Source organism: Micromonospora sp. L5 (assembly GCF_000177655.2).
GTDB classification, from domain to species: Bacteria; Actinomycetota; Actinomycetes; order Mycobacteriales; family Micromonosporaceae; genus Micromonospora; species Micromonospora aurantiaca.
This window is the reverse complement of the sequence record NC_014815.1, coordinates 4410481-4430437: the sequence shown is the minus strand read 5'-3', so window position 1 is coordinate 4430437 and position 19957 is coordinate 4410481. Positions and strand designations below refer to the sequence as shown.

Genomic DNA, 19957 nt, shown 5'->3' with positions numbered 1-19957 from the left:
TGGTCGCAGCCTCACCCGTACTCGCCGATGCCACGCCTGCTCCGGACGCGGCGGCGACGAGGGCCGCGACCGCGGAGGCGACCAGCGCCGACATGAGCCCGCCCGCGCCGGATCCCACCGCGACGCCGGAGCCCGATCCCACCGACCCGGGGCCGGATCCGGAACCCACCACACCGCCGGGCCCTGAGCCCCCCACGCCACCGCTCCCTGAACCGAGCAAATCGCCGACGGCCCCGCCCCCGCTCAAGCCCTCGCGGCCGTCCAGCAGCGTCTCGAACACGTCCACCCCGACGTCCGACGCCGCGGTTGTCGCTGGCGGTGCCGATCAAGGATCAGGGTTGCCCGTGACCGGGGCGCGGGTCGCATCGATCACGGCGGTCGGATCCGGCGCGGTCCTCATCGGCGCAGGTCTGGTCGTTGCCGGCCGCCGACGCAAGATCGGCTAACGCTCACGACACAGATAGGGAGGGCAACGTGACGAGGCAGCGCCCCGACCAGGCGATCTGGCCCATCGGCCACGGCGACGTGCCGGCGAGGGCACCTGGCCGGGCGCCTGCCGTCACTCCCGTACACCCTGCAGGCGGCGCCTCCACTCCAGCCCACGCCGCCATCCCGCACAGTGATCGACCAAGGACCAGCCGCGCCCGGCTTGTGGCCATGATCCTCGCGGTGCTCCTTGCCGGTGCCGGGCTCGGCACCGATTTCGCGAGCTGGTTTGCACCCACATCCTCGGAGATGCCAAGGGACCGCCCCACAGGCGATGTCGAAGGTCCGTTCGCCGAGCGTCAGGCCAGCGTCAATCGCAGCCACATCCCGACGAAGCAGCTGGCCGAGTTCGCCGCGCCCTGGCTCACTCGCATGGGCGACTGCACCGGCGACACCCAAAGCGGAGGACCCGAGCGCGGCGACGGCGAGCAGACGCGTACCCGGTGCACCGCCGGGATCGTCACCGTCTACTGGATCTCATATCGCAGCATTGCCGATCGGGATGCCGCCCAGGCTCGGTATGCGGCCCAGGCGGCGCAGTCACAACATCTGGCTCCCGGCATGCTGCAACCCAGCCCGGCGGCCGCCGGCCACGCTCCGCAGCTTCACGTCGAGTACGCCTACCGAGTGCCCGCCGGAGAGCACGCCGGACAGACAGTGGCCGCGCTGTGGTGGAGCGATCCCGCGCAGCCTGTCGCCGGCGTCCTGACCGCCTACTGGGAACAGGGTCTCGGCTCCTCCTGGGCACCCCTGCGCGACCTGTGGCGTCACACTTCCTGAACCTCCCGATGACCGCGAGGTCCCTCGGGTGGCTATGGCGGACGAGATGGGCTCCACCGGGACGGCCATAACGGGCCCCGGCACGGGCCGGCCTCGCCGAGAGTCAAGTAACGGTGCGTGAGGGCCAAGGCTGCTGGTGCTGCGCGTGGCAGTGCGCGGATCTGAAAGTGCGCGCCGCGTCAGAGCGGGTTCTTCCTACGATCCCACTTCAGCTTCATTGATCACAGTTCGCGCCCTCGCAAAGAACGTTTCCACCGCTTTTAGCGCCTTATCGCCCGAGGGTGGGCGAGTGCCATTCACTAGAGCTTCCCTGTTGCCCGTGAACCAGATGCCGCGCAACTCGAAGACTTGGTTAGCCGCTCGGCGCAGAGAGTCGTCATCCAATACTTCAATGTGTGGCATAGCACTGTTGTGGAATTTGCGCACAGCAGACGCCCCCAAGTCGCTTAGCTCGGCAGCCTCCAGATCTGCTCCTTCCGAAATTGCTTTATGGAGCGGCCGCACGTCCTCGAGCATCGCAGCGATGTCTCTCGCAACGGCAGATATCTGGTCGCGAACTCTAGCTGCGTGCTCCTTGCGCAGCTCTGAAACCCGCTTCTCGCGCTCGACGGTATTCGTGTACCAGTGACCAAGTGTCGTAGTGATAATTGCGGACAGCAGTGCGATAAGGCCAGTCACCAAAGCCAGGGCGAGAACATTGCTCTGGGTAGTTGTGGTGGTTTTACCGTCGGGATTTGTGCTAACAATCGTGGTAGTTCCGCCTCGCAGCAACGTAAATATTACCAGAGCCACCAGGGCGGCGCCCAAAAGCACGATAGCGATGCGAACCAGCCACGAATTTTGTTCTGCCTTCATGCGACCTCATCACGGGATATTTGAAAGCGGAGAACTTAGCTGCTTATGGTACCGATGCGGAACAATGCAATACTGTCATGCCGCCGACCGCGTGCCACAGACGGTGGCTGCTCCCGAGGCCACCCAGTGTCCGGACGTGCCGATGAGAGGACGCAGGCCAGGTAGATTTGCGTGCGAATCCCTGAGAGGCCACATTCTTATCAGGTTCTCACCCTTCTACACAGACGCCGCCACCTGGCGCTTCCCGGACTTTCCGGGCATCCGGTTCACAGTGGACAGCATTCAGACCGTTGGCCGGCATGGCTCAATAGCATGCTGTGCTGGGCGCCCGCCACTCCGGTGCTCGACCGGCATCCCGAGGCCTGACGAGATCGAGAAGCGATGCGAGAATTTGGCCATGGGTACTCCGATCACGCTATCACTGAACGGCATCACCATTGACTGGGGCCAGAACCGGCATTGGAATAACCACCACTGGCTCTTCCCCCCAGGGAGTCTCACCGACGTCGAATACCTGTACGCCTACGATGTCGTCGAGACGAAACCGGGGTTCCAGACAACCCTGGACGAGGCTTACTTCCGACTTTGCCATCTCGGCTATTCCCATCAGGAGACTAGGACGAAGTTCGACATCGCCGTGGCGCGCTGGAACCGGACTGCGGACTTGCGTCTCTCCTTCGAGGACTTTCTAGGCGCTCTTACCAGCGTGGACTTTGCATCGCTCACACCGGCGGACCTTGCACCGTACGTTTGGGACTTCCGGGCATTCGTGGCGAACCTGCTCGCTGCGTGGGATTGGGACGAGGCGATGCTTGAAGACTTCATTGCGGGCCTTGACTTCGCGCTCACCCTTCGAGTGCTCGCCGATCGTGTTGACAATCGCCCACTTCCACTAAGGTGGCACCACCAAGATTTTATCGACAGCGGATGGGCGTCTCTCGACGACCTAACTGACATCGATCGACAGACTCTCATCATTAACCACACGATGATGGTTGGACGCCTGCAGGATTACGCCGGCAAGACGTCCGTGAAGGAGTTCGATAACTGGCTCGTAGAGCACGGGCTCCGCCGATCGACGCCCTACTCACGGATGAATCAGGACGGCACGGTGACCCACCAGATGACGACCCTGCCCAGTGCCGTCCGTAACATGATTCATCACCCAGAGAACCCACACAATGCCCTGTCCGACGGCAACCTTTTGGAGAGCATCGAGGTCCTTCTAAGAATCGCGAAGCTTCTCCCGAGCCCGATTCCCGGCCTAACCTAAGCTAATGGCAGCCCTCCGCCCGTAATCCCTCGGTCAGCATACTGATTTGCCGCACACCGTGCGCTAGGCCCGCGCCTGTGGCGTTACGGCATCGCCTGCCTGACCGTTGATCGCTGTGCCGAGCCCAGGTCGTGCGGCGGCATCGGCGTCTCGTCAGCGGGCCGCTTGCTTGCCGAGTGGGCAGGCTCGGATCGCTATGGTGACCTGGTTGCCCACGGCGGGGTCGATGACGCAGTGCAGTCCGAGGTCTGTGATGCGGCCGTCGCGTGCGTCCCACTCCCGGGCACCGGCGTCACGCCCCAAGATTGGGCCCAGCGAGTCGATCGTGGCCTTCCAGATGTTCGGCCAGGCGCGGCGGGGCCCGACCACGAACGCAAGCTGGAGGGCGATACCGCCATCGGGAAGTGGTTGAGCGGCGGTGATCTGGTCGCGGATTTGCCGCTTGTAGGCGGTGGTACTAGCCGACGCAGTGGTGCGTACCTGCAGCGAGTACACCCCGCCGGGATCCTGGACAGTTTGCGTCTGGCACACCGCGACCGCGGACCTCGCCGCATGCCGCTTGGTCGCCCAGACCGAGGCAAACTGCCGCCCAGTGCCCTTGGTCAGCTTCGGGACGAGCGGAAACAGGTAGTTGTCGAGGTCGTTGAGCGCGAGCAGGGGCACGATGTCCGGCAGCCCGATATCCACGCGCAGCGCGAGCGGATCCGGAGTGACGCGCAACTTCGGGGCGATGGCCGCCAAGACGTCTGCGGCAAACGCGACGGAGCGAACCTGGCCAGGTGACCCAGCCGTGTCCCAGCTGGCCAGGGCAGGCGGAACGCTGAGTGTGCTGCCCACGAACTCCGGGCGCGCATAGAAGACAGGCAAGGCCACAGGGAAAATCTATCGTCAGACCAAAGCTTGACCGCCCGTCGTGGCTGCCCGCTGCTCGAGCTGGGTTTTCGGTTGCCTTCACGCTGATGCCACCGTCCGTGCGCGCCAGCCGCGCGTCGCCCCTCGCTGCGGGTGGTCGGTGCTTCGCGACGCTCGGGCATCCTGAACTGCCGATGTGAACGCACTGTAGACACATCTGGCAAGTCACGCTGTCGTCCAGAAACGTGGAGTTATCTTTGCACCTGAGCGCCAAGAGTTACCTCCTTGATTAACAAGCGCAAGGTGCCGATTCCTGCCACGAGCGCAGTCTCAAAGTCTCTAGATGTGGGATCCGCAGCCAGCATGTGATCTTTTAGGACATGCACTCGGGGCCCAATAAGCGGCAGAATGCTGAATTGCCTGAGCAGGTAGGCTTGGCGGATGGCCAAGTCGGAGCGCAATGCGCCTTGCCTGCTGACGCCAAACATGCAGCAACAACAGCCGCGCTGACACGGCATGAGTGCACGTGAAGTTTGTCTGCACAAGCCGAACAAGCAACTTCTCGTGGGGAATGCGCGACGCCTAGGCATCCCTCAAATCCTTACCAGGGAATAACCCGACCTAATCTGATGGAGCGCAGCCGTCCGTCGCGTCGCGATCTACGGTATGCATGGTTAGCGGAAATGAGTGAATGACGGCAGCCGAGCCACCGATTTCTCTAGTCCTCCTGCGAGAACCTCAAGAGCTCTCGGCGTGGAATCCGCCACTCATCCCATCTCGTCGCGGTTCCTTCTGGTCGTTTGCGATAACTAGCGTGTGTCAGCACGAGATGGTGCTTCGCGCGGGATATCGCGACGAAAAACTCGGACATGATCGTAGTGAGGTTACTGCCCCAGAAGAGTTGCTCCTCCACTCCGAGGACCACGACTTTCTCGAATTCCAAGCCCTTGCACTTGTGAATGGTCAAGAAGCGGATTGCCTCCACCTCCGAAAGCCGTCTGAGCGCTTGAACGGCGTTTCCGTCAACCACGAGCTCCCTGCCGAAAGCCTCGAGCGCCTGCTCGATGACGTCATCGAGCCGTTTGCCCTGCTGGTACCCGGGCAACAGGGCGGTCAGCACGGGTCGTGACACCAGTTGGAGGAACTCATGGACGAGAGGGCTCCATGCTCCGGGCTTCTCAGCCTCGAAGGCGGGATCGCGGACGGCAGCTCGGGCCGTGCCGAGCATCCGCTTCAATTGGCTGTCGAACCGTGACGCCTCCTCCTCGGAGGCGCTCAAGCGGTTGGCAATCCTCATCAGTTCGGCGTAGGCGTCGGGCTGCCTGTCGTCGGCGACGACCCGGATGAAGTTGAACACGAGTGCAGCTGCTGGCTCTGCGGCGAGGTCCTGGCTCTCTTGCTCGTTGCGGAATGGAATGCCGCGGCCTCTGAGCTCGCTACCGAGTGCTGCTGCGACCAAGTGCGGCTGCTGACGTACGAGGATGGCGATCTCGCTCGGCGCTACGCTTTCCTTGAGCCAGCCTTCGATGAGGTCCGCGACGGCCTGCGCCTCGTCGTGCTCGGTGTCAAAGTGGAGCACCTCGATGATGCCGTCATCTCCGGCCAGGTCCTGGGCGGGGCTGACTGCTTCGGGGTCCATTTGTGCGATCATCCGGTTCTGCATCCTTCGCAGGCGAGGGGCCGAGCGGAAGTTCTGATAGAGCGGAAGCGGCCTGGCGGAGAAGTCCTCGGCGAAGGTCTGCAGTACACCGTCTAGCGCGCCAGCCCAGACCATGATCCGCTGTTTGGTGTCACCGACGGCTGTCAGGAGGGCTGGTGACTGGCCGAACGCTGCCTTGATCAGTCGATACTGCTGGGTGGTGCAGTCCTGAAACTCGTCGAGGAAGACGTGGCGGTATGTCTGGCGGATGCCTCCGCGGGCATAAGCGTTGGCTTCGACGATCTCCAGCGCTAGCGGCACCAGGTCAGCAAAAGTGATCTGCTCGCGAGCTATACGGGTGTCAGGATCGATCCGGTAGTCCGGGTTGAGAGCGTTCTGACCCGTAAGCGCGGGTCGGAAGTTGTCGATAAGGCGCTTGGCGAAGGCGTGGAAGGTGAAGCTGTCGAACCTGGCCGCGAGCTGTGAGCCGGACCGACGGCGGACTCGCTCGCGCAAATTGCGGGCGGCGTCGACCTTGAACGAGACCGCCAGGATCCGGCGCGGGTAGGGGCACTGCCCGGTACGCAGCAAGAAGTCCGCTCGCTGGGCGAGCAGCTCAGTCTTCCCCGCTCCTGGCCCGGCGGCGACAACCACGTTCTCGTTCGACATCGTGGCGGCCTTCATCGCATTCGGTTCGAGGGTCAGGCCGTCAACTGGGTGCCACTGATCGGGTGGGATCATTCCGGCAGCCCGGCAAGACTCGCGCGCACGTGCTCCACCAGTCGATCGAGCGCGTCGGGGAGCTCTTGGAGCAGCTCCTCGTCACTCAGGTCGGCAAGAGCGGCTAGGTGGGTGGCAGGCTTGCTGCCGAGGTCGAACTTGCCGTGGTAGTCGTCGAAAAGTTCGAGGACGTTGTCGGGAAGGCGGGTTTCGTTCACGTGGCTCTTCCCGAGCACAGCCACGATCGTTTTCTCATCCGGCGCCTTCGGATCGACGCCGTAGGCGTCGGGGTATGCCGCCAGCATCATCAGGTCGAGGTCGACCGGGTGGGAGAAGAAGACGCCTTGCTGCTCCAGTGCCTCGATGGGGCCGTGCCCGTCTTTGAATCCGGGGTCGACGAGTGTCGGGAAGTCCTGGTCATCATCCCACTTAGGAAGCTTGCTGAGCTGTGCTTCCGTGTAGGTTCCTGGCCGAACTTTGTTGATCTGTTTCAGGGCATTGCGCACCCGGCCCCACCCGCCGTGATAACGGCCGCTGTCGAGGTCGAGCAGTGTGGCGTAAGGGATCTGCAACTCGTTGAGGAGTCGCCAGAAGTGATTGACGTGCCGGCCGCCCAGCGGGACCACCGACACGGATGCGTCATCCTCGGCAATGCCGGCGGCCGCCAGGACTCGGGGCAAGACCACCTGCTCGCTGTCGCCCTCGCCGAGCACGACGTAGCGGGAGAAGTAGAGCTCGGGGTAGGCCTGGACAGCCTCCCGCACGTACTTGGCGGCCGATTCGTCGTCATCGGGTAGGACGATGCGGTGGACGGTAGTTTCCCGGGCGGCGTTCAGCCGCAGAAAGCAGATCGAGTGGGGATCGACTCGTCGCAGCAGTGTGGGCGCATGCGTGGCGATGAGCGATTGGACGTCCCCGTGCGAGCAGGCCCCGCGCAGTTGACGGATGATCCGACCGAGATACTGCGGCGCGAGGCTGTTCTCGGGTTCCTCGAGAGCGATGACTGTGTGCACCGGAGGACGCAGGCGGTCCGCGTCGAGAGACGTCTCCTCGCCGTTGAGTACCCGTCTGGCCAGGGACTGCCAGGCAAGTACGAGTGAGATGTAAAGCAAGGACTTCTGTCCGTCGCTCAGCCGCTCAAAGGGCAGCGGCGCCCCGTCGTGCGAGGGCGAGAACGTCACGGTGAGCTGGCGCAGCACTCCCTCCAACTCGCCTCGCCCGAAGGCGATCGAAGGTTCCTTGAAGTAGGTGCCACGATGGAGGCCGAGCCACTCGTTGGTCAACTGAACGCCTATGCCGGCTACCGCGGTGTTGGTAGCGAGCGATGCGGTGATCTGAGCAGTCAGGTCGCTCAGTGTCTTGCGCTCCGTCGTCCAGTCGGCGGCTCGCAGACTGCGCCCGATGAGTGAGGCCGTCGTGTACGCGATGTGATCGGCCGGGTCGCGACGAGCAGGCAGATAGTGCACTTCAATATGTCCGCGGTCGTAGCGCGACATGTCCGCGCAGCGGGCCGGCTCACCGGCCTCATCCGCCTCCAAGACGTACTCGATCTTCTCGTCGATGACACCGTCCGGGGCAAGCGAGGCTGTCAGGCGCACACGGATGCGCGGGACCCCATCCGCTGTATCGATCGCCATGTGCGAAAAGTTCGGTGGAACGGAAGCGTGCTGGCCATCGGCTCCCGCCTCCGGACACTCAACGTCGACCTCCAGCCACAGTGTCGGCTCTCCGCTCTGCACCTCGCTCGCGCGTTGGTCGACTGGCACATGAAAGTCCTCAAGGCGGATCTTGCGCTCGGCAGCCAGCGGACTGAACAGCCGCGACAGTGCTTCGAGGGCGGCCGTCTTGCCGGAGCCGTTAGGGCCGAGAACATACGTCAGACCGTCGAGATCGATAGCCGTCGGTTCCGGACCGAAGGACTGAAAATTGCTCAGCCGCAATCTCGTGATCTTCATCCGCGCTTGTTCGCCTTCCTCGCTCGCGGCACTGGCATCACCATGCCGTTCGGTCGCGCGTAGCCTAACCACCAGCCGAGCCAGATTCAGACACCCGAAAGTGGAACTTCAGGCGCAAACATCCGGTTCGATCACCCGATCGCCCTACCGATTCGGTCGAGGCTCTCGAGGGCGGACGTTCAACCGAGTCGGGCCGAGCCACCCTGCATGATCGGGTATAGCCTTTTGGCAGAGTGGCCAGTCCGATTGGGTCCGTGCCGGTCAGCCGTCAGCCTGCGCGCAACGCGCCGCCCCGTTGAGCCGTCACCGCCCTTCGCCGGCGACAGGGGTGGATAGCTGGAGTGCCGGGTTGTCGTAGGTGCCTGTCATGCTCTGCCACATGACGCTTCACATAGATGGCAGCTGGAACGGCTGGTCAGGCGACACCATCGTCCAACTCACAGATGGCTCCGTTTGGCGCCAAGACGAGTATCACTATGAGTACCACTACGCCTACCGCCCGGAGGCCACCGTCTCCAACGGGAAGATGCTGGTTAAGGGCATGAAGAAAGCGATCCGGGTGCGACGCCTCACCTAAGCTCACGACCCACGACGGCCCCCCGGTTCGGCGCGCACGGATAAAGGCAACTTAGAGTGCTGCAGTGCACGGGCATCGCGTGACCGAGTGCACTCAACTCGACAGAAGCGGATGCAAGCGGCTCGGGCTCATGCGACTGTTTGAGGCGCGCTGCAGCGGATCCGGCTGCACTCGCTGCTCATCAGCAGGCCCACGGATACTCACCCCAGGTCGCCGAAGTAGCCCTCCTCCTCGCCGAGCAGCAGCGGTACGTCGTACACCGACAGGTCGGCCCGGTTCCGCGAGTACCTCACCCGGTGCCGCCAGCGGCCGTGCTCGAAGGCAACGTCGGCGTCGATCTCTGCCACCACGGTGGGCTCGATCTGCACGTACCGCAGCGGCTCCGGCCGGTCCAGCTGTCCGGACCAGGACGCGGGTAACGGCTCTGGCCACGGGTGCACCACGGCGGCACCGTACTGTTGCCGAGGCCGTAGCGGAGACAGCAGCACGGCAAGCTCCTTCCGCTGGAGGCCGGTCAGCGGGTGTGTCCGCCCCTCTGGCGATGTCAGTTATCACAACTATCGGAATTGGCAGAGATCGGTAGCCCCAGCGTCTGGCCTCTCACTGCGGTAGACGCGACGGCGGGTGCCCAGTTCAGGTGACCTGGCTCGGGTCTCGCTGTAGCTGGCGGCACTCGGTGCTGCGTCTCATTGGAATCGATTGCCGATGGGCAGCGGCCTGCCCGTCAATCGATGTCGGCAACGATCATGCCCGTCGTCATCAGTGGCACCTGCGCGACCACCTCGGCATGCGGGCTGATCACACTGGTTGGGCCCCAGCCGACCCGGTGTTCGTCGCGTTCGCCGGTAACGTCAGCCGATACCAGCCACATGCCGGTTTCTCGTACCCGTTCGGCGCGGATGGCGTGGTGCAGGTGCTTCCAATGCAGCGCGGCGGCCCGGCGCATCATGTTCTGTGCGGGCACGAGGAGCAGCCGAGCACCCTGGGCCGCGACGGGCGCGGCGGCATTGCCGAACTGTGTGTCGTAGCAGATGTTGATGCCGAACCTGACACCGCGCAGGACGAAGGTGGGGTAGGCGTCGCCCTTGTCGAACAGGGCCTCTCCGGGCACGAGGTGGGTCTTGCGATAGGCACCCACCAGTTCGCCCCGCGCGACGACGACAGCGGTGTTGTAGTACCTGTCCTCAGCATGTTCGATGACGCCGAACACGAGCGTCTGCTCGATCCGCGCCAGCCGCCGTAGCACTGCAGCGAATCGCTCCGAGTCAAGGCTGAGCGCGTGCTCGCGCACGTGCTGTTCCTCCACGAGATATCCCTGGAGGAAGCACTCTGGGAATAACAGCAGATGCACGGCCTGCACGTCGGCCTGCGCGGCGAACTCCTCGATACACCTCAGCGCTCGTTCGATGTCGCCCAGGATCTCCGGTGTCTGGCACGCGCCAACCCGCAACCTCCCGCGCACGTCGCGATCATAGGACACGACGGGTTGCACCGCGGCGGAGGCTTTCTCCCTGTCTTCTGCGCGCTCGTCATTCCTGCGATGTATGCGCAGCGCCCAGCCATGCATCGAGAAGTGGCAGCACAGCCCGCAGGTCGGTCCCGTCGACTGATACGTGGGCGGCTGCGCGAGCCGCCGGGGTCGCGTTGAAGGCGATGGCCAGCCCGACCTCAGTGAAGAGCGGCACGTCCGAGCGGCCGTCGCCAACGGCCGCGCAACGCTTCGGGTCCACTCCAGCTCCGCGGCCATGCTAACCGCGAAGTCGCGCTTGCCCAGCTCATCGAACTGCTCGGCGACCTCCCCGCTGTAGCGGCCGTCAACCAGCTCCAGACGCGGTCGGCTGCTCAGGTGCCGGCGCCGTAGCCGGCCTGCACCCCTTGAATGACCTTGGCATGGCCGAGGAACTCCGCCAGGTGCTGCCCGCTGCTAGCAGGCGTCAGCGTCCCATCGACATCGAAGAACACCGCTCCACGCGTCCTGGGGCGAACGCTATCGGCTCCATGGCGAGTCAATGCCTTCACCTCTTCGTCGTTCGGCGGCCGATGTCTGCGGCATAGCTTGTCCAGTCGCCGGCGCTGGCGCGTTGCCAGGCCGCGGCGCTGGAGATGTGTATTCCGAGCATGCGCGCCAGGACTGCGGCGGGTAGGTCGGTGGCGAGCTGGAACAGTGCGGTGGATCGTGCCTGTCGTGGGCGGAGTCCGTGCCGCCGTAGGCGTTCGCCGAGCTGACGGCCGCTGATGGGGCGACCGGGCAGCTCGCCGGGGAACAACCAGCGCGAGGTCGCTTGGCCGGTGACGGGGTGGCTGCGGCGGTCGCGGACGAGGTCGAGCATCAGGCCGGCGAGGGGCTCGGGCAGGAGGATCGGTTGTGCGCCGAGGTGCAACGCCACTTGCCCGTCGGTGATTGCGATGTGGTCGAGAGTCAGGCGGCTGATGGCCGAAGTCCACTGCGCGTAGAACAGGACGAGGAGGCCTGCGACCCGATCTTCGGTGCTCACAGTCTGGTCGTGCAGAAGGCGTCGGGCTTGCTCCCAGCGGGCCTCGCTGTCGAGCGCCTGTGTGGGTCCGGCCCATCTGCTCGTGGGCGCTTCCACCGTGGTGAGTTTCTGGTTCTTGGCCCAGCGGAGGAATTGGCCGGCCTCGCGGTGGCGGGTCGTGGTGTCGTCTGCGTGCCAGTCGTCGATGTGGTTCTGGCGGCAGGTGGCGAGGGTGAGGTCGCGTGCGGTCAGCCAGTCGAGGATCAGCATGGCGGCGCGGACGTGTTCGCGTGCGGTGACGAACTGGTTGAAGGTGATGTGATGCCCCTCGGTGCGGCGCCGCAGCCGTCGGGTGACGTGCCAGGTGGCGTAGTGGCGGAGAGTCTGCTGCTGGTCCTCAGGGGCGTCACGGCTGCTGAGGGATCGTTTGATCCATCGTTCGAGGCGGACCATGTGCTCGTCCCGTTCGGGGAGGGTGCCGACGGCGACCAGGACAGCGCGTAGGTAGTCGACGGTCTTGCCGGCGGGTAGTTCGTCCAGGACGTCGTGGGTCACTGGTTTGCCGGTGCTGAGGTCTTGGAGGAGCGTTGCCCGGGTGTCGTTGCTGAGCCAGGTCGCGAGAGTGCCGGGCCGTTCGGTGGCGCGGAGCGCGTCGCGCAGGGGTTGGAGTTCGGGACGGATGTGGCCGTGCTCGTCGGAGAGCAACAGGTCCAGACGTTGGTGCAGTGTGCAGCGGGCGCACCGGTTGGTGTGACGGCGGCCGGCCTGACCGCAGGTAGGGCAGGTTCGCCAGTATCCGGGCTCTGGCCGGGTGCACGGCGCGCAGAGCGGCGCATCCTTGGTTCCACCCCGCTGAGGGCGCACCTGGCTGCAGTTGGTGCAGCGGGCCCAGCGGCTCGTGCAAGTCTTGCAGTAGGGCTGCCCAGTGGTTTGGGAGATCTTGCATGGCCGGGTCTGACCGCAACTGGCGCAGGTAAGGACCGGCCAGGGCCGGCATGTGTCGCAGAAGGGACCATCAGGTGTCCGGGCCGCGACGGGCCGCCGACGTTCGCAGCCGGTGCATTCCTCGAGATTTGCCGGTTCTCTGCTCACGCAGCTGGAGCACAGAGGCTGGCCGTCGCTGTCTCGGGTGCACGGCTGCCGCCGAACGCCGCAGCGGCCGCACGGGATCATCCTGGTCTTGCCCACGCAGGAGCGGCAGAGCCACCGTCCGTCGATGCGTCGGTGCAGGGGGACGACCCGAAGACATACCGGGCAGGGTGGCTGGACCACCCCGTTGACGCCGGCCTGACAGAGGTGGTCGATCAGCCGCAGCACTGACGAGGCGGGGGCATCGGCTGCCGCACCGGTGAGCAGTTCGGGCTGGTCCTGGACGATCCACGCGACGCGGCGGCGCTGTCCTGCCCGCTTGCTGACCGCGTCCAGGGCCGTCGCGATCGTGCCGGCGTTGACGTTCGGGTCGAGCGTCGCGACGACGGCGAGCAGCACGGGCAGGGGGTCGTCGTGTGTTTCGCAGCGGACGCAGCGGGGCCGCCCGTCGCGGTCACGGGAGCTTACTGGGCGGTCGTTGCCGCAGCTCGCGCACTGTTCGCGCCGCGGGCCGCAGGTACCGCAGTACCAGTCCTGGTCTCGGCGCTGCTGAGTACGCAGGTGCTTGCCGCATGTGGCGCAGACCGGTGGCGAGGTGCCCACCGCCCCGGCCGCCCGTAGCGCGATGAGCAGGTCACCGACCACCCGGGGTGCCGGGGACCGCCCGTCGGTCAGCACTGACGGGCGGTCCAATAGCGCCTGGGCCAGCCTGCGGCGCTTCGCTCGCCTGCCCGCCACACCCATGACGATCTTCTCGACCAGGCCTTCGTCCAGCAGCGGGTCGGCTCGGTGCACGATGTCGACCGCAACGCTGACCGGGTCGGTGAGCACCTGCGGGAGGTCGCCGCTCACCGGCTAGTCACCGGCAAGCACGATGCGCGCCCGTTTCGGGCGTAGGGCGCCGACACCGGCCTCTTCGCCGGTGGCCGCCCGGTTCGTGCGGGTGGCCTTGGCCGCCGCGACGGGCTCGATGAGGTCCTCCATCGTGCAATCGAGGATGTCCAGCAGCGCCACGAGCACCTTCAGGCTCAGCCGCTCTGGCCGCTCGACCACCAGCCGGTAAATCTGGCTGGCTGACAGGGTGATGCCGCGTTCGGCCAGCGGCGACGCCAGGTCAGTGGTGGCGAACATGTGAAGTGACCCCCTGAAGCCGGACACCTCCTGACTTGGCATTCTGCCGAGGAGGAGGAAACGCTGTGGCTCGACAGAGCAAGTACCCCGAGGAGTTCCGGCGCCAGGCCGCGGCATTGGTGCTCGACTCCGGTCGCCCGATCCGTGACGTCGGTCGGGAGTTGGGCGTCAACCACGAGACGCTGCGCAACTGGGTCGACCGGCTGCGGCAGGAGCGCGACGGCGGCCGGCCCAGCGACCTGGCCGCTGACGAGCGGGCCGAGCTGATCCGGTTGCGGCGCCAGGTCGCCCAGCTGGAACTGGAGAAGGAGATCCTGAAAAAAGCCGCGGTCTTCTTCGCACGCGAGACGGAGCGGTGAACCGTGCCGACGTGTACCGGTTCATCGACGCGGAGAAGACCACCTACCCGGTCCGTCTGCTCTGCCGGCTCCTCGGCGTCGGCCACAGCGCCTTCTACCAGTGGTTACGCGCCGGCCGGCAACGCGCCACCGACAGAGAACGCCACGACCACGCCCGGGTCGAGCTGACCCGGCAGGCCTGGTCGGAGCACCGCGGCGTCTACGGCGCCCGCCGGCTGACCGCAGAGCTGCACGAGCGCGGCCACCGCTGGAACCGCAAAGCGGTAGCGAGGCTGATGCGCCTGGCCGGCATCGAGGGCGCCCACCGGCGCCGACGCGGCAAGCCCCGCCGCAAAGCCGCCTCGACCGCGACCGCCCCGGACCTGGTCCAGCGGCAGTTCAGCACGACCGCACCGAACCGGCTCTGGGTCGCCGACATCTCTTACCTACGCACCTGGGAAGGCTTCCTCTACCTCGCGGTCGTGGTCGACGCCTACTCCCGCCGCGTCGTCGGGTGGGCAATGGCCGATCACCTGCGCACCGAGCTGATCCTCGACGCCGTCGGCATGGCCATCCAGCACCGCCGACCCGCCCGCGAGCAGCTGGTTCACCACTCCGACCGCGGAACCCAGTACACCTCGTTCGAGTTCGGCCGCACCCTGCGCTCCTGCGGCGTCCTGGCCTCAATGGGTTCGGTCGCCGACTGCTACGACAACGCCATGGCCGAGTCGTTCTTCGCCACCCTCAAGACCGAGTTGGTCTACACCCGGGCCTGGCCATCGCGGCATGAACTGGAGATGGAGGTGTTCTCCTACATCGAGGGCTTCTACAACCCTCGCCGTCGGCACAGCCGTCTGGGTAACGTCAGCCCCGACACCTACGAGAAGCTCCACCAAGAGTCCCTGACAGACATCGAGGTGTCCGGCCGATAGGGGTCACTTCACATGGGCTGTGGCTGTTGGCCGTGTCCAGGCGTACCTGGTCATGGTGTGGCAGCCCGTCTCGACGAGTCGGACCGAGAGGTCCGCAGACACCCTTGGAGCTACACCGTGCCAGCAATAGCGCCGAACCGGGTGATGCGAACGAACTCCTCGAGTCCGCTGCCGGGTCGGACGAAGACGTGCGTGTGCGCCGCCCGGATTTGGAACGTGTTCAGTTCGTCGACCACGTGTGCCGCCACCTCGCCTTTCGCGGTTGGGCCGAACGCCACCAGCGACCGGGGGCTAACGGGCATCAGAATCTGACTGGCATTGCCGAGGGTGACTCCTACTCCTGGTTCCAGTCGTCCTGTTCGGTCGAGCACCACCACCGGCGCGTCGCCGATGAGGAATTCTCCCGAGGAAGGGTGAACGATCTGGATCTGACGGTCCGCCATCCATGCACGGCATCGATCGAACATTCGCTCGACGCTGTACCGGAATGTCAGGCCGCTGTGGAAGTCGATGTCAGAACGCCGCGCCAGCACCATTTCGAAGTAGAAGTCGTGATCTTCGCCGGTTATCGGCGGCCGGCCGAAACGGCGCTGAAAGTCGCCCGCGTACCCAGGAAAGGTCCGAGCCCGTCGCTTCAACGCCTCCCGCTCGTGCTGATACCCCTGGACGTGGACCCGCCAAAAGCTTCGGTTTCGTACGAAGTGCAGGGCAACGAGATCGCGCAGTGTCGCTGCTGCGTCTGGCTCGTCCAGGATTGCATCGGTATTACAGAGCCGAACCAACCGTGGCACATGCTGTTCGGTCATGGCCCATCGTTGCTCCGCCGATCGGGAGGCTCGCGGCACGAAGTCCGGGATCTTGCCCAGTCCTGCCGGACCACGAGCGATGACCCTCGCTGTCCTGCCCGTGACGCTCACCGCGTTCAGGCACCGTGTGTGGTCGGTCCATTGTTTCAAAACGACGCGGGACACGACGTGCTGTTCAGGGATGTTTTCGTCGGCCTGCAAGCGAAGTTCAGCGATACGTTGAGCTGCGGCGAAGCGGTCAAGAGGAGGCTGAGCGGGCACCCTTCCATGGTCACACCAGCGTCAAGGCATATCAAAACCGGGGGCTAAAGGGGGCTCTTGTCCTGGTTGGCTGGTGTAGCAGCAAGCCAGCCGAACGATCACCGCGCAGCGATGAGTCCGCTAGCTCACACGGTGGCCGGCGGTCCGGCGGTGAACTGCGCCGGACCAACCGGAAGATACGCTGGCCAGCCTTGGTGGTACCCCTCGGCGACGTACAGGCAAGGCCCTGGGACTTCTTGCCGAGCAGTCCACCAACGACCGGGCCCACCTGTTTCTGGGACTGCCTGACGGCGGCGCCGGACTTCTTCCTGCACTGGTCGGCTGACCAGTCAAGCGGGGCATCCTCAACTGCCGCTGATCGCCCGCAACTGCCGAATTGAGTGTGCCGACCGTGTTCCCGTCGCCTCATTTAATGGGACATCTGCCCGCGGTCACGCCGCTGTCACCTCCAAATGTGCCCGACTGCTCGACCGTGTTCAGCCTGCGTGCGTCGTCGGTGCACTCGATGACACGGCTTCCGAAGCACTCCCTATCAGGGGGCCGACGAGCAGGCTATAAATGGACGTCTTTTCGCCGAGCCTGAGCGATTACCAACCTGGATCCCTCACTTCGGCCCTCGGAATTGCGCATATATTGGTCCTAGCATCCGGTCGTCGCCCGCGAATCTCTGCCGCGCCGCGTCAGTCAGAGGTAGTTGGCTGGCAAGTAACTGGCGCAGGGTGTCGTGGAGGCCAACGATGCTTCGTTCTACGAGCCTAAAGTCGGTATAGGCGGCCTTACCGCGGTGCGAGAGGTTACTCCGGACCCGGTACCAGGCATCGAACGACCTCGGGCCGGGAGCCCGCTGTCGCTGCCCCGGGTCTCGGCTGTCGCTGACCTCGATCGATGGCGGCTTCGCCGTCTCGACGGCCTCGATGGCAGCACGATCGCCTCGAAGTCTGCGTAACCGTTCGCCCGGGTCAATGGTCGGGCCGAAGACGAGGGCGGTGTACCTTTCGAGCACTGTGCACAGCGTGAGGTACGTGCCCTGGATCGGGAGAAAGGCGTCCCAGAAGCCTTCCATGTCGGCGGGCATGGGTCTGACGCTCTCGAAGTGGCGTTTGGCGATAGCGAAGATGCCGTCCATCGCACCACGGAACAAGGGATCATCGGCAGATGACCATTGCTGCTCGTGTGGCTGCGGGTTCCCCCTGCTTGGACCACGACCGACGTACACCCAGGCGTCGACCTCATCCCCCGTTTCGGTCCTTGCCCTCCCCGCCCGCTCGATGTAAAGGGCTTCGTCCTCGTACGCCCGAACCTTGTACCGAAGGAGGTCGGCGTCCTCGATCGTTGACGCGCTGAGCAGTTCGCCGCGGACGCGGCCACCGCGGACCTCGGTGATGAATGGAAGCCCGTCGCGCACGTAGAGGCCAAAGCCCGTGACCTCCGCACGATCAATCCGCGACACCAAAGGCGCTACCTGCCGGTGGGCCAGTTCGCCACGGCGAAGACTGCCGTAGACGAAGATGGCTTTGGGGGTGTCGGACACGAGTCGAAGTTTGCCACGGCCGAAGGATCGGTCATCACGGGTGCCTCCGCACACCCAATTTGCCGCCTCACCAGGAGCCGTACCACACCACCGCCGGGCGGCGTGCGGAAGATCGCCAAGACCGTGCGGGATCTGGCCGCCCCACCAAGCTGACCGCTCCCGGGGGCATCGCTGCGCCTCACCGGCGCAGCACCTCGGCGGCCGCGGCGAGCACCGCGGCCGCCGTTCCGATTCCCACCGCCCAGGCCGGGCTGTGTGCGGCAGCCAGTCCCGCCACGCCAGCCGCTCCGGCAGCCGCTGCCAGTCTCCGCCACCCCCGCGGCGACCGCTTACGCCTCGACAAGTTCTCCCTACTCACGCCCTTGTCCTCCCGACGTCGCGCCGCTCCGGTCGAGCGGCGACGCCCCAAGGAGACCAGGCGAGCAGCGGAGGATTCTGGCGGAGCTCGCGGGGCTCCAATGTGCTCGCGGGAGCTGCCACCAGCCGGGTACGGTCGGCCGATGCCGCGCAAGACCACCAGCCCCGCAGACGAGGACCTGCTGGCGGCTGCCCGAATCCGGGGCGTCGTCGTCACCGGCACCCAGCTTGAGCGTTGGCGCGGCTCCGGGCTGCTGCCGCGCAACGTGACCCGCTCGCTCGGCCGTGGCCGCGGCAGCACTTCGACCGCCCCCGCTGGCGCACTGGACCTGGTGATGTGGCTGGGCCGGCATGCCCGGCCCGGTCGGCGCCCGCACGACCTCGCCCTGCACGCCTTCGGCGAAGGGCTCGCCGTGCCCGAGCGCACGGCGCGTGCGGCATGGCGCTCCGCCGTCGAACGGGTCGTGCTGCCAGGCGAACATGACGGGCCCGGGCCACCCGCCGACTCCGGTGACCGCTCCGACTGGGCGTGGGGCGTGGCCGAGCGCGCGGCCGCCGACGCCCACTCGGTCGTGCTGCCGCGGCGGATGCGCCGCATCGACGAGCGGATCACCGCGGCGGGCGTGTCGTGGGCGCCACCCGAGCTTGCGCAGTTCGACCGGGGCCCAAGCAGCGACGAACCGGTCACCGCCAAGGAGTTCGCCACGTTCACCGTGGCAGCCGTGCTCGCTGGTGCTCCCGAGCTATCCGGCCCGGCGATGGCTCCGCACGTGCGCGCCCTGCTGCCGGCCGGCGCGGTCAGCCCGATCGCATCGTGGCTGGAGTACCCGGACGGGCCAGGCCGCGATCCGGCGGAGATCAACGGCGGTGCCGGGACCAGCCTGCTGCCGGTGGGCGACGTCCGCGAAGACCTGCTGCGCATCATCGACCGGGCGACGACGGAGCAACTGCGGGCCGCTTGGCGCGCTGCGGCTGACATGCGCGACTGGGCGCTGGCCCAGTGCACCGCAGTCGAAGCCGAACTAGACAGCGGCGACCTTGGCGACGCGACGCTGACCTGGATGATGGGCGCCGTTCTCGGCCTGCCGCGACTGCTCGTCCGTGATGTGCTGCGCGATCGTCGCCCATCCATTGGGACCCGGGTCAGCACCGCGGTCATGCTGCTGCTCATCGGGGACGGTTTGCACCGGCTACGCGAGTTGGTGCCCGACGGGCAGTTCGAGCTGTTGCCCCAGATCCTGCCGCCCTTCCTACATCCGCTCGCCGGCGTGCCGACCCCCGCCACGCCATCGTGACCACCCCGGGCCTGCCCCACCGCGACCCGAGCCGAGATTCATCAGCGCCGGGGATGACGTGGGCGCCGTCGAGGCGTCGATGGACCAGAGACAGCAGCGAGAACAGGTCCGGGGCGTTCGGCTCGGTCAGCGCCCATCCGGCGGTGGCTCGCGGTGTGTGGGCTGGCGGGTTGCGGAATATCCCGAAGGTGCCCTTGAGCAGGTTGACGAAGCCACGATGCTCGCTGGTCCCGAGTCCGTGCGGTAGGCGTTGATCCGCAGCAGCGGGGGCCCGCACGCCCGCCGAAGCACTGGTCGACCAGCTCACCGCCGTCGGCGGTGAGGCTAATCACCTGCCGTACCCGGTCACTGACGCCCTTGGTTGCCTCGAGACCGCGTGGAACAGCGACCGACGCAGCACTTCCTCCTCGCAGTAGCGCACCACCTCAGCGTGCATGCCGCAGCGGCGCAGTTCGGTCCGCAACCGCCCGGCCAGCTGGGCCACCTCATCTAGCGTGGTGGCGGTGCCGACTGCGCGAGCCACCTTGTCCTCGTCGTTCACCCGCAACCGGACCAGGGACAGCGGCTCCGCGAGTGCATCGCGTTGGTGCAGGGGGGCGACAACCT

Annotated in this window: 18 protein-coding genes and 1 pseudogene; 5 read left to right on the top strand and 14 right to left on the bottom strand. The window is 65.9% G+C overall.

Translation table 11 applies throughout. The features are described from left to right. The first annotated feature begins 657 nt into the window (after positions 1-657). Positions 658-1266 carry a hypothetical protein gene (locus ML5_RS20830; protein ID WP_013476022.1) on the top strand — a complete coding sequence of 203 codons (609 nt, stop codon included), beginning with the start codon at positions 658-660 and terminating at the stop codon, positions 1264-1266. A gap of 195 nt (positions 1267-1461) precedes the next feature. On the opposite strand, the gene ML5_RS32085 is transcribed toward ML5_RS20830, so the two are convergent. Next, a complete protein-coding gene (locus ML5_RS32085) occupies positions 1462-2121 on the bottom strand; it encodes a hypothetical protein (protein WP_143766950.1) in 660 nt (219 codons plus the stop codon). A 397-nt stretch (positions 2122-2518) separates the two neighbouring features. On the opposite strand from ML5_RS32085, the gene ML5_RS20825 reads away from it, so the two are divergent. Further along, positions 2519-3394: a HEPN/Toprim-associated domain-containing protein gene (locus ML5_RS20825; RefSeq protein WP_013476021.1), complete on the top strand. Its 876-nt coding sequence runs from the start codon at positions 2519-2521 to the stop codon at positions 3392-3394. A gap of 153 nt (positions 3395-3547) precedes the next feature. Here ML5_RS20825 and ML5_RS20820 read toward each other — a convergent pair whose 3' ends face one another. From ML5_RS20820 to ML5_RS20785, 9 genes are all read right to left on the bottom strand, one after another. Then, positions 3548-4267: a hypothetical protein gene (locus tag ML5_RS20820; protein ID WP_041784243.1), complete on the bottom strand. Its 720-nt coding sequence runs from the start codon at positions 4265-4267 to the stop codon at positions 3548-3550. Positions 4268-4964: 697 nt separating this feature from the next. After that, entirely contained in the window at positions 4965-6626 is a 1662-nt protein-coding gene (locus ML5_RS20815; RefSeq protein WP_013476019.1) for a UvrD-helicase domain-containing protein, read from the bottom strand. Next, positions 6623-8560 (bottom strand): AAA family ATPase, encoded by a 1938-nt coding sequence (locus tag ML5_RS20810; protein WP_013476018.1) that lies wholly within the window; start codon positions 8558-8560, stop codon positions 6623-6625. The genes ML5_RS20815 and ML5_RS20810 overlap by 4 nt, the downstream gene beginning before the upstream one ends. A gap of 777 nt (positions 8561-9337) precedes the next feature. Further along, positions 9338-9580, bottom strand: a complete 243-nt coding sequence (locus tag ML5_RS20800; RefSeq protein ID WP_201766703.1) for a hypothetical protein — start codon at positions 9578-9580, stop codon at positions 9338-9340. A gap of 281 nt (positions 9581-9861) precedes the next feature. Next, positions 9862-10704 carry a carbon-nitrogen hydrolase family protein gene (locus ML5_RS20795; protein WP_168168219.1) on the bottom strand — a complete coding sequence of 281 codons (843 nt, stop codon included), beginning with the start codon at positions 10702-10704 and terminating at the stop codon, positions 9862-9864. Next, complete coding sequence (locus tag ML5_RS33285; RefSeq protein WP_369752299.1) at positions 10667-10822, bottom strand: hypothetical protein; 156 nt, start codon at positions 10820-10822, stop codon at positions 10667-10669. Before ML5_RS33285 ends, ML5_RS20795 begins: the two co-directional genes overlap by 38 nt. Positions 10823-10979: 157 nt before the next feature. Then, complete coding sequence (locus ML5_RS32880) at positions 10980-11099, bottom strand: haloacid dehalogenase-like hydrolase (protein ID WP_236619247.1); 120 nt, start codon at positions 11097-11099, stop codon at positions 10980-10982. Between the two features lie 53 nt (positions 11100-11152). Further along, the gene (locus ML5_RS20790; protein WP_013476016.1) at positions 11153-13552 is read right to left on the bottom strand and encodes a hypothetical protein; all 2400 of its coding nucleotides are present in this window, start codon (positions 13550-13552) and stop codon (positions 11153-11155) included. Between the two features lie 3 nt (positions 13553-13555). Continuing rightward, entirely contained in the window at positions 13556-13831 is a 276-nt protein-coding gene (locus tag ML5_RS20785; protein WP_236619246.1) for a helix-turn-helix transcriptional regulator, read from the bottom strand. A gap of 65 nt (positions 13832-13896) precedes the next feature. Here ML5_RS20785 and ML5_RS20780 point away from each other — a divergent pair, with 65 nt between their 5' ends. Further along, the gene (locus ML5_RS20780; RefSeq protein ID WP_013289208.1) at positions 13897-14190 is read left to right on the top strand and encodes a transposase; all 294 of its coding nucleotides are present in this window, start codon (positions 13897-13899) and stop codon (positions 14188-14190) included. Beyond that, positions 14187-15101: an IS3 family transposase gene (locus ML5_RS20775; RefSeq protein ID WP_013289209.1), complete on the top strand. Its 915-nt coding sequence runs from the start codon at positions 14187-14189 to the stop codon at positions 15099-15101. The genes ML5_RS20780 and ML5_RS20775 overlap by 4 nt, the downstream gene beginning before the upstream one ends. Before the next feature lie 110 nt (positions 15102-15211). Here the strand turns inward: ML5_RS20775 and ML5_RS20770 are convergent, their stop codons facing one another. Together ML5_RS20770 and ML5_RS20765 are read right to left on the bottom strand one after the other, a co-directional pair. Continuing rightward, positions 15212-16072 carry a DUF4238 domain-containing protein gene (locus ML5_RS20770; protein WP_236619452.1) on the bottom strand — a complete coding sequence of 287 codons (861 nt, stop codon included), beginning with the start codon at positions 16070-16072 and terminating at the stop codon, positions 15212-15214. Between the two features lie 700 nt (positions 16073-16772). Further along, positions 16773-17699: a gamma-glutamylcyclotransferase family protein gene (locus ML5_RS20765; protein WP_041784240.1), complete on the bottom strand. Its 927-nt coding sequence runs from the start codon at positions 17697-17699 to the stop codon at positions 16773-16775. A gap of 500 nt (positions 17700-18199) precedes the next feature. Between ML5_RS20765 and ML5_RS32875 the strand changes: the two genes are divergently transcribed. Then, positions 18200-19351, top strand: coding sequence for a hypothetical protein (locus ML5_RS32875; RefSeq protein ID WP_013476012.1), 1152 nt, complete (start codon positions 18200-18202; stop codon positions 19349-19351). An 82-nt stretch (positions 19352-19433) separates the two neighbouring features. Here ML5_RS32875 and ML5_RS33280 read toward each other — a convergent pair. Together ML5_RS33280 and ML5_RS31215 are read right to left on the bottom strand one after the other, a co-directional pair. Then, positions 19434-19628, bottom strand: a pseudogene (locus ML5_RS33280) (TIGR02391 family protein); the annotation flags it as partial. Positions 19629-19679: 51 nt separating this feature from the next. Beyond that, the gene (locus ML5_RS31215) at positions 19680-19874 is read right to left on the bottom strand and encodes a hypothetical protein (protein ID WP_143766949.1); all 195 of its coding nucleotides are present in this window, start codon (positions 19872-19874) and stop codon (positions 19680-19682) included. Positions 19875-19957: the final 83 nt, after the last annotated feature.

Bases quoted from the DNA above. Each gene is read 5' to 3' on its own strand.
- ML5_RS20830 (WP_013476022.1), top strand. From the start codon at position 658: ATGATCCTCGCGGTGCTCCTTGCCGGTGCCGGGCTCGGCACCGATTTC.
- ML5_RS32085 (WP_143766950.1), bottom strand. From the start codon at position 2,121: ATGAAGGCAGAACAAAATTCGTGGCTGGTTCGCATCGCTATCGTGCTT.
- ML5_RS20825 (WP_013476021.1), top strand. From the start codon at position 2,519: ATGGGTACTCCGATCACGCTATCACTGAACGGCATCACCATTGACTGG.
- ML5_RS20815 (WP_013476019.1), bottom strand. From the start codon at position 6,626: ATGATCCCACCCGATCAGTGGCACCCAGTTGACGGCCTGACCCTCGAA.
- ML5_RS20810 (WP_013476018.1), bottom strand. From the start codon at position 8,560: ATGAAGATCACGAGATTGCGGCTGAGCAATTTTCAGTCCTTCGGTCCG.
- ML5_RS20795 (WP_168168219.1), bottom strand. From the start codon at position 10,704: ATGCATGGCTGGGCGCTGCGCATACATCGCAGGAATGACGAGCGCGCA.
- ML5_RS20785 (WP_236619246.1), bottom strand. From the start codon at position 13,831: ATGTTCGCCACCACTGACCTGGCGTCGCCGCTGGCCGAACGCGGCATC.
- ML5_RS32875 (WP_013476012.1), top strand. From the start codon at position 18,200: ATGCCGCGCAAGACCACCAGCCCCGCAGACGAGGACCTGCTGGCGGCT.